Consider the following 14,423-nt stretch of genomic DNA (forward strand, 5'->3'; position numbering starts at 1 on the left):
ATATTTTTCATGAGTGAGGGAGAGATACGGGTGTTCTCATCCTTTGCCCGGTTGGCAGGCGATAGCTGATCGGGGGATGGATTGCACGATATGGCCGATTGCAGAAAATTATTAAATAATTTTATATTTATTCATTTCAGTGACATAACCAATCACGGCCGGGATTTTAGACGACAATTAGCTTTTCATTGTTTAACTGTTGATATTTTTACCAGGAATTGTCCTAGACTCAAAAAGTAAATCTGATAGCACTTTTCGATCGCCGGATGGCGGTCGGATTTTGCACTTTCTGGTGAGCTCGCCGAATGAATTTTATGTAAATATTATGAGGGTTGTTATGATCAAAAATAATGAATTTAGTAACCACAATGATAATGATGACGTATATGCTTCAGTCGATTTAGCCGCCTCGTTGCCAAAATCCCAATTTCCTGATGAGGAGCGTAATCCCCGTAACGTATTTAGCGCCATCCGTGATGAATTAATGCTGGATGGAAATTCACGTCAAAATCTGGCGACATTTTGCCAAACCTGGGTGGATGATGAAATTCGTGAACTGATGGAACTGTCAATCGATAAAAATATGATCGATAAAGACGAATATCCACAAACTGCGGAAATTGAAGCACGCTGTGTGCGTATGCTGGCTGACCTGTGGCACTCACCTTCATCTGAAACTACGCTGGGCTGCTCCACGATTGGCTCTTCAGAAGCGGCCATGTTGGGTGGCCTGGCATTGAAATGGCAGTGGCGTAAAAAACGCGCCGCGCAGGGGCTTTCTACCGATAAACCCAACCTGATCTGTGGACCCGTGCAGATTTGCTGGCATAAATTTGCCCGTTATTTTGATGTCGAGCTGCGTGAAATCCCGCTGGAAGGCGAGCGATTGATTATGAGTCCTGAAGAAGTACTCAAGCGCGTAGATGAAAATACCATTGGTGTGGTGCCGACTCTGGGTGTGACCTTCACCTGCCAGTATGAGCCGGTAAAAGCGGTGAGTGACGCGCTCGACAAATTGCAACAAGATACCGGACAGGATATTCCAATGCATGTAGATGGTGCCAGCGGCGGCTTTCTGGCCCCGTTCTGCGCGCCAGACCTGGAATGGGATTTTCGCCTGCCGCGCGTAAAATCAATTAATACCTCGGGTCATAAATTTGGCCTGGCGCCGTTGGGAGCAGGCTGGGTGGTATGGCGTGAAGCGACAGATTTGCCTGAAGAACTTATTTTTAACGTCAATTATCTTGGCGGTAATATGCCGACGTTTGCGCTGAACTTCTCGCGCCCGGGTGGCCAGATAATCGCTCAATACTACAACTTCTTACGCCTCGGTCGTGAAGGCTACTCCAAAATTCATAATGCCTGCTACGCCACGGCGCAGCATCTCTCTGATGAAATCGGCAAGTTAGGGCCGTTTGAAATTCTGTTTGATGGCGACAGCAACAAAGGTATTCCGGCGCTGGCATGGAAACTGAAAGAGGGGGCAAATATCGGTGGTTATACCCTGTATGACCTTGCAGACAAATTGCGGTCGCGCGGCTGGCAGGTACCGGCTTACTCAATGCCGGCTAATCGGGAAGATCTGGTCATTCAGCGCATTCTGGTGCGGCATGGGGTCAGTTATGATCTCGGCTGCCTGTTAATTGAAGATATGAAACGTGCGCTGCAGCATTTCGAACAGCATCCGGTGATTAATCCGCTGTCTGAAGATGAAGCGAGTGGTTTTAACCACAGCTAATCTGAATCCGGCCTGTTAATGGAGTGGCTTTCACTCGCCACTCTTTTTAATGATAAAGATTAACCGAAAAGCGATTTCGCTTATTGCGGAGAAACGTCATGGCTAGCACACAAACTATAGCCGCGCCAAAACAATTAACGCTGTTGGGCTTTTTCGCCATAACGGCATCAATGGTGATGGCCGTATATGAATATCCAACCTTTGCCACATCCGGTTTTGCACTGATCTTTTTCCTGATATTAGGCGGGATTCTGTGGTTTATTCCGGTCGGACTTTGCGCCGCTGAAATGGCGACGGTTGAGGGCTGGGAAGAGGGCGGGGTGTTCACCTGGGTTTCGAAAACCTTAGGTGAAAGATGGGGATTTGCCGCCATTTCCTTTGGTTATTTGCAGATTGCCGTCGGCTTTATTCCCATGCTCTATTTTGTGTTGGGAGCACTTTCCTACATTCTCAACTGGCCGGAGCTGAACAACGATCCGATAGTGAAAACTGTCGCCGCACTGATTATTTTGTGGGGGCTGGCGCTAACCCAGTTTGGTGGCACCAAAAATACCGCGCGTATCGCCAAGATTGGTTTTTTTGCCGGTATTCTTTTACCTGCGGCAATTCTGGTGATCCTGGCGGTCAGTTACCTGCGTTCAGGCGCACCGGTTGCGATTGAAATGAGTGCTGACACGTTCTTCCCGACCTTCAGCAGCATGAGTACCTTAGTGGTGTTTGTTGCCTTTATCCTTAGTTATATGGGTGTTGAAGCTTCGGCGACGCACGTCAACGAAATGAAAAACCCTGGCCGCGATTATCCTCTTGCCATGCTGCTTTTGATGTTTGCTGCGATTTGCCTGAGTTCTCTCGGTGGCCTTTCGATTGCGGCTGTGATACCACACGAACAGATCAATCTCTCTGCCGGTGTAATGCAGACCTTTAGCGTGCTTATCAATCACTTTGGTAGCGGTTTTGAGTGGGCGATTCGCATTATCGCTGCGCTATTGCTGTTGGGCGTGCTGGCGGAGATAGCCGCCTGGATTGTCGGCCCTTCCCGTGGAATGCTGGTGACGGCGCAAAAAGGAATTCTGCCTGCGCAGTTCGCCAAAATGAATAAGAATGGCGTGCCGGTAGTGCTGGTGATCTCTCAGCTGATTATTACCTCGGTGGCGCTGATTATCCTGACCAACACCGGAGGCGGCAATAATATGTCCTTCCTGATTGCGCTGGCATTGACGGTGGTGATTTATCTTTGCAGCTATTTCATGTTGTTCCTCGCTTATATCACTCTGATTCGTAAGCAACCGAACAACAAACGCACCTTTAATATCCCTGGTGGTAACAAGGTCAAAATCTCGGTTGCGGTGGTGGGGCTGCTGACTTCGCTGGTGGCATTTATTGTCTCTTTCTTTCCGCCTTCAGGCTTACCAGGCGCGGAGGCTAACGATATCTATGCCGGTTTACTGGTGGTCTGCTTCCTGGTTGTGCTGGCGATTCCTTTTGCGATTTACGCGTTACACAACAAGAAAGCGGGAGCTAAAAACCTTACGCTGGTGCATATCAAGGCGCATACCGCGCCGGAAGGGCATTTCTTTATCCACCCGAAAGCACGCAGTACCCATCACATTATTGTTGATGGTAAAAAACTTCACTGACGTTTGATTATTGAGTGGATGTTCGCTAGCGGCATCCACTCAAATTATCCGCAATTCGATGCGATCGGCTTCCCAGTTTAGAGAGGGAATAGCAACAGAAGATTACCCTAACATTTTCAATTTCAGACCGGAGACGTTTTTGCAGAGGTAATGAGAAAGTTCTCGATAATTAATGATTCTGGGAGGGTGTCTCTTTATTAATCGAGGGTTAAGGCGGTTTTTTTGCAGATGTCGAATTTAAATCCTACATCGCGGTGGGGGAAATCAAAAATCTGTGGCCAATTTTTATTGACCACGTTAGTCATCGTTGGCATGCAGTAATGTTTAGAACAGCGAGGCTGATCTTCAGAGAAAATTAAGATAACCGTGATTTATCAGTTCATTCGCTTTTTTTATGCGATAGCGAATTTTTGCCCTTACCCAACTGTCCGCTGACCATTCACTGTTGACCAGCTCATTACCAAATAATTTTGATGCTATATCCCGATGTGAAAAGCCTTTTTTTATGTAGTCTATGGTTTTCAGCAGGCTCAGATACTGATCCTCTTTGGCTTCAACATCAATCTTGGGGTTAACAATGCTCTGTAATATCTCAATGTTTTTTGAAATAGCATCAAGTTCCAGATGTAGGGGGATGTTAATATAAATTCCTGAATCCTCGGTCAATACCGTTGTACTTTCAAGAAATAGTTGAAAATATGCATTTTGATTAAATATTTTTACGCACAGCGTATTATCATGCATGCGGAGAAATTGATGTTTAATTCCCGGCAGGTTAGACATATCACCCCAGGTATATCCTCCTTTAATTTTTTCGCTATTGCTTAGGGTAACTCTGACAGAACGATTGCTTAATTTTGGCGACCAAAAAACATTTGTTGGGTTGGGATCGGAGGGAGGAATGTATTTTAATAGCCCCCATTTGTCTTCTGCGTTCAGGTCTAATTCTGACTGAGTCAGTTCGGATTTATCTTGAATGGCCACAATTTCTGTATGGTTTTTGCCCATGGCAAACTCCCAATCTTTAATATATTTCGGATTTCTGCGCAAGCATTCCCACGCGAAGTCATTATATATCTTGTTTTCCATACTCAGTATCCTTCCCTTGGGACGATTCATCCACGTCATTCGACTACACAATAACTTTATGAATTCTATGAGTTTATGAAGGGTGAAAAAACGCGCAATAACTTTATCCCTATGGCTAATTATGAGTTAAGTTATTATTAATGTACATGGAAGGACAACGTTAAAAGGGACGGAAAAAATATGAGTGATATATCTTCTGAAACATTATTCGGTGTCGAATACGAGCCAGAATATGGTGAGATTGAGTCTATTTTATCTCAATTGGATGAGTCTGCCGATCCTCTCTCTCGCTCATCTGAGCCGCCAAAAATTAACTGGCATCATATTAGTGAAATGGCTGAAAAATTACTGGAACAGTGTTTTGACTTGCGCGTAATGGTTTGGTTTATAAGGGCAAATGTACAGATTAAAGGTGTTTTTGCGCTTTATGAGAGCCTGATGAGTTTGCATCAGCGCATCCAGGACGATTCTGCTGTTATCTATCCGCGTTCAGAAGAAGCGCCAGTGAATAGTGGTCACGCTGCTGCCCTCGGCTGGTTAGCGACGGCACAATGTATTGCGGAAATTAAAGCGATGCGCATCACGCCGGAGCATTCTTTCACTTTACAAAACCTGATTGTTAATGAATCCACTTCCGGTGGTCAGGAACGGCACGCTGTTTCATCTTCTGCGTTAGTGATAGCGGTAAATAATTATTTTCAGAAAAATGGCCTGCCAGAACTCACGGAACAACTCTCAGGGATTGATAAATTTCTCGAAGAAATTTCGCGCTACGCAAATCAATGCAGTGAAGGATATCAACTAAATTGTGATTTATTACATAATTTTTTTAAGACCAGTCTTTCACAGCTTAACCAGCTTTCACGACTCAACGAACCGCCACGTGATGACTCAGAACTTTCCGATTCAGAGGAGAGGGGCAGTGACGGTTATGACAACGTGAATTCAAATTTAAGTGACAAAAGAATTAGCTCCAGGCAAGAGGTCATTATGATGCTGGACCGTATTTTGGAGTATTTCCAATGTTACGAACCAAGTCATCCAGCACCCATGTTCATTTACCGAACCAAGGAGATGATAGGTATGGATTTCTATTCCATTGTTGAAGAAATTCTACCGGAAGCTGTTGTTACATTGAAGCAGCTGGCCGGGAAAAACAACCCAACGTTTCAATAAGGACAGATAATGGCTAAAGATTCTGGCTCACAAAAATTTATTGGCAGGAATAATGCACCGCGCGTGCAAATTGAATACGACGTCGAAATTTATGGCTCGAACAAGAAAGTTGAGTTGCCTTTTGTTACTGGTGTTATGGCCGACCTGTCTGGCCATCGGGAAAAACCGCTGCCGGCTGTTGAAGAACGTAAATTTCTGACTTTTGACCAGGATAACTTCGATGCGCGAATGAGAGCAATCAAACCGCGCCTGAAATTCAACGTAGATAACACTTTGAGTGAAGATGATGAGTTGCTCAATGTTGAACTGGAATTTGAGTCAATGGATGACTTTTCTCCTGGCGCATTAGCCAGGCGTATTCCGCAAATGGAAAAATTACTTGAGGCGCGGACGCATTTGGCTGAGCTGATTACCTATATGGACGGGAAAACCAGCGCGGAAGAGGTGGTAAAACAGCTGCTTGAACAACCCGACTTCTTACAAAGTCTGGCGACCGATGCACAGGGAACGGTTTCGAAGCTCGGTGAAGATAACGATGCTTTAGTGGAAGACGGAGAAAAATAGTGGAGAACATGGCGCAGTCCCAGCTCAATAATACACTCGATGTCGGTGTCGATATTGTCGAGAACGAGTTAGACGATATTTTAAAACGCTCTTTTCGCCCGAGAACTGATGAAGCCAGCGCCACCGTGCGCAGAGCTATCGGCACGCTTGCTGCTTACGCCAACAAAGGCCAGGTAAAAGTCAGCCGTGATGTGGTGCTGACCATTGAATCTTTGGTGGCTGAAATTGATGAAAAGCTCTCCGAGCAAATGAACCATATTTTGCATCACAAAGAGTTTCAAAAACTGGAATCTGCCTGGCGCGGCCTTGCTTATCTTGTAGATAACACTGAAGTCAATGAGACGTTAAAAATCCGCGTGCTCAATATAAGCCAGGATGAGCTGGCAAAAACCCTGCGCCGTTATCGTGGTTCAGCATGGGATCAAAGCCCGATATTCAAACAGATCTATGAACATGAATATGGGCAATTTGGTGGTGAGCCCTTTGGTTGCATGATTGGCGATTATGAGTTCGATCACAGTCCACAAAGCGTGGCTCTGTTGACTGAGTTAGCCAAAGTTGCGGCAGCGGCGCACTGCCCTTTTATTGCCTCTTCTTCTCCAAGCATCATGCAAATGAACAGCTGGAAGGAGCTGGGTAATCCGCGCGATATTGGCAAAATTTTCACCACCCCTGAATATGCGCCATGGCGTCGTTTGCGTGAAAGTAATGACTCCCGTTATCTGGTACTGACGCTGCCACGCTTTCTTTCTCGCCTGCCGTACGGTTCGAAAGGCGACCCGATTGACGATTTCGCTTTCGAAGAAGTGGTCAGCCCGTATGCGACAGAGGACTTTACCTGGGCCAATGCCGCCTATGCGATGGGCGTTAATATCAACCGTGCTTTTAATGAATATGGCTGGTGCTCGCGCATCCGTGGCATTGAATCTGGTGGTTCAGTAGAGGAGCTCCCGGCCTATGCTTTCCCCTCTGATGAAGGAGGATATGAACTCACTTGTCCGACAGAGTTAGCTATTTCCGACCGTCGTGAGAACGAGTTATCCAGCGCTGGCTTCTTACCGCTGGTTTACCGAAAAAACTCGGACTTCGCGGCATTTATTGGCTCCTGTACTTTGCATTCACCTGCCAATTATGACGATCCGGACGCCACGGCAAATGCCAAATTATCCGCCCGTTTGCCTTATATTTTTGCGACCTGTCGTTTCGCTCACTACCTGAAATGCATTGTGCGCGACAAGATTGGTTCATTCCGCTCACGGGATGATATGCAAGTGTGGCTTAACGACTGGTTGATGAACTATGTCGATGGTGACCCTTCAATTTCTACCGAAGCGACCAAAGCTAAACGCCCATTAGCTGCGGCTGAAGTGCAGGTGGAGGATGTGGAAGACGATCCGGGTTTTTATCGTGCCCACTTTTATTTGCGCCCTCACTATCAGCTGGAAGGTATGACCGTTTCTCTGCGACTGGTTTCTAAACTTCCCTCCAGCAAAGAAAGTGAAACAAAGTAATTTTTAATCCCATTCATTATTAGTCCAAATATAGATAAACATAGTAGTAGGAATATCAATGTATTTTTCAAGGAGGTAATAAGCGAACAGAAGGATTTAAGAATTTATTGAGGCAATATTTTATTGCGGAATAGTTATTTAACCCAACTTTAATGACATTAATTCAGGAGTGAAAAAATGGCAGCTTTAGTCGATTACTTTCTAAAAATCGAGGGTGTAGAAGGCGAATCCCCTGACCAGAATTATGCTGGATGGATTCAGTTACAGGCCTGGCAATGGGCAGAGGAAAACGCAGGGCGCTGGGGTTTTGGCAGTGGCGGTGGCTCCGGAAAAGTCGAAATGAAGGACTTCGAATTCCGCATGGTCAGCAATAAGGCATCACCAAAGCTGTTCCTGATGTGTGCTACTGGTGAGCATATTCCACAGGCTAAATTGGTGTGCCGTAAATCAGGCAGTGGTCAGCAAGACTTCCTGACGGTGACGTTCAGTAACTGTCTGGTGTCTTCTTTCAAGACGGTCGGCAATATGCCTCTTGGCAACAGCGATCAGGAAGAAAACGGCACTGTGCTGCCAACAGATGCTATCAGCCTTAACTTTGCCCGTATCGAAGTTGAATACAAAGAGCAGAAAAATGATGGCTCGATGGGCGCTGTAATTAAATCAGGCTACGACCTGAAACTGAACGCCCGTATTTAACACCGTAATGCATCAAGACTGCTCTCGGTTCAGGAGAGCAGTCTTAACAACAGGATGAGTAAGGGCCAATTATGGATATTTCAGCGCCGATGCTTTTCGACAAATTAAGTCTTCGTCACGAACACGCACGCTTACCACACTGGCGTGAGGTTATTTTGCGTGACATCGAGACGTTATTAAATGATTCGGCGCACAGTGCCGAACTGAAGTTGAAGGGCTATCCCTATTGCGAAACTTCAGTGCTGAACTTCGGCTTGCCTTCACTCAGTCAGCAAGTTCCGGTACACACCGATTTGATGGAATTGGCCAGGCGTATACAGCGCATTATCGCCACCTTTGAATCACGTCTGGACCCGCGTTCGATCAAAGTCGTACCACTGATTAATAAAGACCAGACCTGGGTGCTCGCTATTCTGTTCGACATCCATGCCCTGTGTAATTTGCCCGGTGAAGGGCATTTAGTGAATTTACGTATCGCACTTGATTACTCCTACGGAATGGTTCGCGTTGTTTGAATAACGCGTAGCAATAAAACAGGGACAGCCGTCATGCTAAACGAAAGTTTTCTGACTTTATATAACGAAGAGTTGCGTTATTTGCGCGAGGATGGGCAGCGCTTTGCGCATATGCATCCGCAAGTGGCTCAACATCTTGGATTACACGCAGACGGTGTGCTCGATCCTTTTGTAGAGCGGCTGCTTGAGGGCACTGCCTTTCTCAGCTCGCGTATTCAGCAGCGGCTGAATAACGAACATCCCGAGTTTGCGCTGCAAATGCTCGGGCGGCTGGCACCACTTTGGTATACGCCGTTACCTTCTATTGCCACGATTGCGTTGATCCCGGATCTCACCTCACCGCAATGGCATTCGCATGTGGTATTGCCTAAAGGCAGCCGGGTAACGCTGAGTGACAGTTCGCTTAATAATCGGCGGGCCAATTTTTCAACCGGCCGAAATCTGAATATACAGCCGCTCATCATTGAAAATGCTGAGTGTGCCAGCACGCCGCCGGCCTATTTGCCACAGACGGTTGCCCAGCAATTGCAGGCCGGGCAGGCCCATTTACGGCTGCGTTTTACCACGCAGGGCGTGGCTTCGCTATCCGAACTGGATTTTTCCCCGATGAATCTGACGCTGGCTGCGGGAACGATTCATGCAAATCAGTTACTCACCACACTGCTGAACAACACGCTGCGTATTGTTTTATGGGCCAGCACCGAGGGAGAACCTTTGGTTAAGGTTCTGACCAAAGAACACCTTTGCCAGGGAGGATTGAGTGAGCAAGAAGCGCTGCTGCCGGTGGGAATCAGTGAACTGCCCGGCAGCCGTTTGCTGCGGGAATATTTCGCTGCACCTTCACGGTTTTTCGATCTCGAATTACAGGGAATCAATGATTTTCTGCAGCAGGGAGAGGGCATTCACAGCTTCGAAATACTGTTTGTACTCGATCAACGACCGTTACATTTAATTGGCCGAGTCGGTCGCGACGACTTCCGCCTGTTTGCGACACCAATAATTAATCTGTTTAAACGTCGCTGCAGTCCGGTACTGATTAATGGGGAACATACAGAATATCCGGTGGTGGTTGATCCGTTGAATCCGGCGCTGTATGAGATTCATCATGTCACGGCGGTTAACGGTTTGCTGACCGAGGGAGGCAGCGTGCCATTCTCTTCGCTGCATGGACATGCTCGCTTTGATGATGACGATAAAGTCGCGGGTTACAGTATCCGCCGCCGCCGCGAGTTTACCGATAAACATCGGGCTAAAAACTCCCCGTTACCCCATGACAGTCTGTTTATCGCCATTTCCCCCGGCGCCAGTGGCGTCGATATCGATCACGTCAAATCGTTGTCCATCGAGGCAATGGTCTGCGAACGCCACTTAGTCCCCAGTCAGTTACAACAGCCGGAATTTCAGCTGGAAATTGCTCTGCCGGTTGGCCAGATACAGATGCTACGCCAACCGAGCAAACCGCAGGGAGTGCCTGATATGGCGCAAGCCTGGCAGGCATTGCAGCTGATTGCTAATAATCCACTGCGCTACGCGCTACCGGAAATTACCGATTGCTCACCGCTGCTGAAAGACTGGCTATCTCTGTTTTGTCAGCCTGAAGAGGTGAATCAGTACAAAAGGATCACCAGTCTTATTCATGCCAGCATGGCGCATAAATTTGAGCGCCATGCAGTAGCAGGGCCTATTGCCTGGTCGCGAGGGGTTGAAGCCACCCTGAATTTCAGCAGTAGCCACCACAGTGATAAAGGTGCCTTTCTGTTCGCCCGTATCCTGCATCACGCCTTATCAGAATATTGTGAATTAGGGCAAACCCTGAGAATGCAGATGCAGCTTGATGGCGAAACCTTCGCAGAGTGGGGGCCTGTGCGTTATGACTAATCTTCAGCCCCGGGACAGTGCTTTTTTGCCTGGCCTTTCGGCCAGCCAGGACTTTTTTGAATTACTGCGACGCATTGAGCGCGCCACGCCGGAACAAAGACGCCTCGGCACTTTGGGGGATAAAAGTCATATTCGGCTGCGGATTATTCAACCTGCTGATATGTCTTTTGCGCCGCGTGAAGTGAGCGATGTTCGACAAACGCTGAATACCCGACATCGGTTGTCGGAGATTACGATTTTCTGCCGTCACTTTGGCTTGTTCGCGCCGTATGGACCCCTGCCGATTCATGTCACCGAGCATGCCCGCAATGAGGCGCTGTCCAAACGCAACGCGGCCTTTGAGCAGTTTGCCGGCATCCTCAGCCAACGAATGGCGATTTTGCATTATCGGGCATGGGCGCAAACGCATGTCGCTGTTGGCCACGATCGGCCATCGGATAATGCCTTTCAACAACATTTATGCCAGCTGGCCGGGCTGACGCCTCAGCAGGCACAGAATCCCCACCTGGAGCGGATCAGGCGCTGCTTCCCTGGCGCCTATCTGCCGGGCAGAGGCTCGCTGCGCAAGCTACAGGACATTCTCAGCCAATACTTTGCTGTCCCTGTCCGTCTTGAGGCGCATAAAGGGTTGTGGATTGATGATTCCCGCAACCAACAAAACCAGCGAATGGGCCGCTTGGGCAGCACGCGTGTCGGGCGTCGCTTTTTCGATGTGCAGCATAGCCTGCAGCTGTCAATTGGTCCGGTCTCCGATCCGCAATATCTGGATTTTCAGCGCAATAGTGAACGCATCAACACGCTGGTGCGCATCTGTCATGACTTTGTCCGCTACCGCATGGTGCTGGACGTGCAATTGATCATCAAAACCTCCCCCAACATGGCCTGTCGCCTGGGAGGGGGAACCCTTAGCCGCCATTGCTGGTTAAAGCCAGACTCAGCACTGCGCATACAGCCAATTTACAGAACAGTTACCTAACTTATGGGAGCGATAACGGTGTATCAACGTGAACGTCTTTTTAATCGATTGGGTGCCTTTGCCTATAAAACTTTTGTTGAGGCAACCCGACTTTGCCGCAGTTATCGACATGAGTATGTGGAGCTGGAGCATTGGTTGAAAGTGCTGATGGATCAACAACGTGGTGATATTCCTCTGCTGTTGGCGCATTACGACCTGAATCAGGAAATTATCTCAGCTCAGCTTGATCATATTATTCAGCATATGCCGGTGACTAAAGTCTCGGTACAAGATTTGTCATCCAGGCTTGAAGCCGCGGTTGAAGGCGGGCTGGTGATGAGCCAGTTAATGGGCTCACCTTCTCCTATTCGTACCTCGCACATTTTGCTGGCGTTACTGCAAGACACGCAGCATCAGCGTTGGTTGTATCGCCTGTGTGGTGAGTTTAAAAAGCTGCCGATTCCTCAGGTCGCAGAAGAGTATGAGGATCTGCTGCGTAACTCTGTTGAGTATGCAGAAGATGTGCCGAAAGGCGATGCGCTGGCGACGGAAACTCCGGGTAGTTCGTCAAGCGAAGCTCAGGCGGCGCTAAATAAGTGGTGTAACGATCTAACCCAACAAGCGCAGGCTGGTGATATCGATCCGGTGATTGGTCGCGATGCTGAACTGCGGCAGGTTGTCGATATTTTGCTGCGTCGCCGTCAGAACAACCCGATTCTGGTCGGGGAAGCGGGCGTTGGTAAAACCGCAGTGGTTGAGGCGCTGGCGCGCAAATTAGCCAGCGGCGATGTGCCTCCGTTGTTAAAAGGGGCGCGTCTGCTCTCTCTGGATCTGGGGCGGATGCAGGCGGGTGCCAGTATGCGTGGTGAGTTTGAATCGCGGCTTAAATCGCTGATTGACGGCATCAGCCAGTCCGATACGCCGATTATCCTGTTTTGTGATGAGGCTCATACGCTGGTCGGTGCCGGTGGACAAGCAGGCACCGGGGATGCGGTGAACCTGCTTAAACCAATGCTCGCCAGAGGGGCGCTGCGAATGATCGCTGCCACCACCTGGTCAGAATATAAGCAGTTTATTGAACCGGATGCCGCTCTGACTCGCCGCTTCCAGCGGGTATTGATAGGTGAGCCGAACGAGTCTGTCGCCATCGATATGCTGCGGGCGATTGCGCCACACTTTGCTCAGCACCATAACGTCACTATCCGTGACGGTGCTATTGCTGCTGCCGTCCGTTTGTCACTGCGCAATTTGCCTTCCCGACAGCTGCCCGATAAAGCCATCAGCCTGCTGGATACCGCTTGCGCACGCGTCGCGCTTAGCCAGCACGCCGAGCCACAAGCGATCGAGCAATTATCAGCCCAGCTGGATGTACTGAAAACTGAGCATCACTATTTGATTCGCGAGCAACAGCTCGGGGCGAACGTCGAACTGCGACTGGCTGAAGTCGTGACGCAGATTGAGAGGTCAGAAAGCGAACTGACGGCGCTGAAAATTCGTGATTATAAGGAAAAACAGCTGGTTAATGAGGTGATTCCCGATGCCAAAAGTCACGATACGCTGGCCGGACATGCGCGCTGGTCTGAGCTGCTGGCGCTACAGGAAGGTACGCCGTTGGTATACCCGTGGGTCGATGAGCAGAGCATTGCGGCGGTGCTTTCCGACTGGACCGGTATCCCTTCCGGCAAGATGTTGCAGGACGATATTGAGAATGTATTGAATCTCGAACAGCGGCTTGGTGAGCGTATCTTTGGGCAACAGCACGGCATCAAAGAGATCTCTCAGGCGATACGCATCGCCCGGGCAGGCATTCAGTCGCAGGACCGTCCGCTGGGAATCTTTCTGTTGGCCGGCTCCACCGGAACCGGAAAAACGGAAACCGCCAATGTACTGGTCGAAACACTCTACGGCGGTGCTCATAACCTTATTACCTTTAATATGAGCGAGTTTCAGGAAGCACACACGTTATCGACGCTGAAAGGCGCGCCTCCGGGCTATGTCGGTTATGGCAAAGGTGGGAAATTAACCGAAGCGGTAAGGCGCAAACCCTATTCGGTTATTCTGCTGGATGAGTTTGATAAAGCGCATCCCGATATTCAGGACGCTTTTTATCAGGTGTTCGATAAAGGCTGGATGGAGGATGCCGAAGGGCGTTTAGTCAGCTTCCGCCAATGTTTTATTCTGCTGACCTGCAATCAGGGCGCCGAAGAGATCGAACAGGCTTACCTGGCTGAAAGCGATATTAAACCTGCGGCGCTGAAGCCTCTGGTATACGACGCCTTGCTGCGCCGCTTTGCTCCCGCGCTGTTAGCCAGAGTTCATATCATTCCCTATATCCCATTGGATCAAGCCGCGCTGGCGCAAATAGCCTCTTATCATCTTTCACGTTTGCAGCAGCGTTTAGCGGATGAAATCGGCGCCGGTTTGATTATCGAAGGCGATATTCCTGGATGGATCGCCAGCAGAGTCAGTAGTCATCCCAATCATGGCCGAGCGGTTGAAGAGCTGTTGCGCCAGACAATTCTTCCCGTTGTTGGCAATGAAGTTTTGCAGCGTCGTCACGAGGCTGAACCGTTGAAAGAGATACGCCTGATCGTTGAAGAAACCGAACTGGGTATTGAATTCGCATAACTGATATCAGCGCAGATTAATTTTAAACGGAGTCGT

General features: G+C 48.7%; 11 protein-coding genes. 10 read left to right on the forward strand and 1 reads right to left on the reverse strand.

The window, feature by feature from the left end; all coding sequences use genetic code 11:
• The first annotated feature begins 337 nt into the window (after positions 1–337).
• Both ACP3TC_RS04405 and gadC read left to right on the forward strand, forming a co-directional pair.
• Positions 338–1,738 (forward strand): glutamate decarboxylase, encoded by a 1,401-nt coding sequence (locus tag ACP3TC_RS04405; RefSeq protein ID WP_313853322.1) that lies wholly within the window; start codon positions 338–340, stop codon positions 1,736–1,738.
• A 98-nt stretch (positions 1,739–1,836) separates the two neighbouring features.
• A complete protein-coding gene (gene gadC / locus ACP3TC_RS04410) occupies positions 1,837–3,375 on the forward strand; it encodes a glutamate:gamma-aminobutyrate antiporter (protein WP_426817588.1) in 1,539 nt (512 codons plus the stop codon).
• Between the two features lie 345 nt (positions 3,376–3,720).
• Here the strand turns inward: gadC and ACP3TC_RS04415 are convergent, their stop codons facing one another.
• Positions 3,721–4,464 (reverse strand): DNA -binding domain-containing protein, encoded by a 744-nt coding sequence (locus tag ACP3TC_RS04415; RefSeq protein ID WP_390902397.1) that lies wholly within the window; start codon positions 4,462–4,464, stop codon positions 3,721–3,723.
• A gap of 180 nt (positions 4,465–4,644) precedes the next feature.
• Here ACP3TC_RS04415 and ACP3TC_RS04420 point away from each other — a divergent pair, with 180 nt between their 5' ends.
• The 8 genes from ACP3TC_RS04420 to tssH all read left to right on the forward strand — a co-directional run bounded on the left by ACP3TC_RS04420 (position 4,645) and on the right by tssH (position 14,387).
• Complete coding sequence (locus tag ACP3TC_RS04420; protein ID WP_426817589.1) at positions 4,645–5,640, forward strand: ImpA family type VI secretion system protein; 996 nt, start codon at positions 4,645–4,647, stop codon at positions 5,638–5,640.
• Between the two features lie 9 nt (positions 5,641–5,649).
• The gene (gene tssB, locus ACP3TC_RS04425) at positions 5,650–6,204 is read left to right on the forward strand and encodes a type VI secretion system contractile sheath small subunit (protein WP_313853316.1); all 555 of its coding nucleotides are present in this window, start codon (positions 5,650–5,652) and stop codon (positions 6,202–6,204) included.
• Positions 6,205–6,212: 8 nt separating this feature from the next.
• Positions 6,213–7,715 carry a type VI secretion system contractile sheath large subunit gene (gene tssC / locus ACP3TC_RS04430; RefSeq protein WP_426817590.1) on the forward strand — a complete coding sequence of 501 codons (1,503 nt, stop codon included), beginning with the start codon at positions 6,213–6,215 and terminating at the stop codon, positions 7,713–7,715.
• A 177-nt stretch (positions 7,716–7,892) separates the two neighbouring features.
• Positions 7,893–8,411 (forward strand): Hcp family type VI secretion system effector, encoded by a 519-nt coding sequence (locus ACP3TC_RS04435; protein WP_313853312.1) that lies wholly within the window; start codon positions 7,893–7,895, stop codon positions 8,409–8,411.
• 71 nt (positions 8,412–8,482) lie between these two features.
• On the forward strand, positions 8,483–8,926 hold the full coding sequence (locus ACP3TC_RS04440) for a type VI secretion system baseplate subunit TssE (RefSeq protein WP_313853310.1): 444 nt from the start codon (positions 8,483–8,485) through the stop codon (positions 8,924–8,926).
• Between the two features lie 33 nt (positions 8,927–8,959).
• Positions 8,960–10,804, forward strand: a complete 1,845-nt coding sequence (tssF, locus tag ACP3TC_RS04445; protein ID WP_426817591.1) for a type VI secretion system baseplate subunit TssF — start codon at positions 8,960–8,962, stop codon at positions 10,802–10,804.
• On the forward strand, positions 10,797–11,780 hold the full coding sequence (gene tssG / locus ACP3TC_RS04450; protein ID WP_426817592.1) for a type VI secretion system baseplate subunit TssG: 984 nt from the start codon (positions 10,797–10,799) through the stop codon (positions 11,778–11,780). Before tssF ends, tssG begins: the two co-directional genes overlap by 8 nt.
• An 18-nt stretch (positions 11,781–11,798) precedes the next feature.
• Positions 11,799–14,387, forward strand: a complete 2,589-nt coding sequence (gene tssH, locus ACP3TC_RS04455) for a type VI secretion system ATPase TssH (protein WP_426817593.1) — start codon at positions 11,799–11,801, stop codon at positions 14,385–14,387.
• The last annotated feature ends 36 nt before the right edge of the window (positions 14,388–14,423 follow it).

It is taken from the genome of Winslowiella sp. 2C04 (genome assembly GCF_050037805.1).
Lineage (GTDB): Bacteria > Pseudomonadota > Gammaproteobacteria > Enterobacterales > Enterobacteriaceae > Erwinia > Erwinia toletana_A.

Excerpts from the sequence above, each read along its gene's own strand:
- ACP3TC_RS04405 (WP_313853322.1), top strand. The coding sequence starts at position 338 with ATGATCAAAAATAATGAATTTAGTAACCACAATGATAATGATGACGTA.
- gadC (WP_426817588.1), top strand. The coding sequence starts at position 1,837 with ATGGCTAGCACACAAACTATAGCCGCGCCAAAACAATTAACGCTGTTG.
- ACP3TC_RS04415 (WP_390902397.1), bottom strand. The coding sequence starts at position 4,464 with ATGGAAAACAAGATATATAATGACTTCGCGTGGGAATGCTTGCGCAGA.
- ACP3TC_RS04420 (WP_426817589.1), top strand. The coding sequence starts at position 4,645 with ATGAGTGATATATCTTCTGAAACATTATTCGGTGTCGAATACGAGCCA.
- tssB (WP_313853316.1), top strand. The coding sequence starts at position 5,650 with ATGGCTAAAGATTCTGGCTCACAAAAATTTATTGGCAGGAATAATGCA.
- tssC (WP_426817590.1), top strand. The coding sequence starts at position 6,213 with ATGGCGCAGTCCCAGCTCAATAATACACTCGATGTCGGTGTCGATATT.
- ACP3TC_RS04435 (WP_313853312.1), top strand. The coding sequence starts at position 7,893 with ATGGCAGCTTTAGTCGATTACTTTCTAAAAATCGAGGGTGTAGAAGGC.
- ACP3TC_RS04440 (WP_313853310.1), top strand. The coding sequence starts at position 8,483 with ATGGATATTTCAGCGCCGATGCTTTTCGACAAATTAAGTCTTCGTCAC.
- tssF (WP_426817591.1), top strand. The coding sequence starts at position 8,960 with ATGCTAAACGAAAGTTTTCTGACTTTATATAACGAAGAGTTGCGTTAT.
- tssG (WP_426817592.1), top strand. The coding sequence starts at position 10,797 with ATGACTAATCTTCAGCCCCGGGACAGTGCTTTTTTGCCTGGCCTTTCG.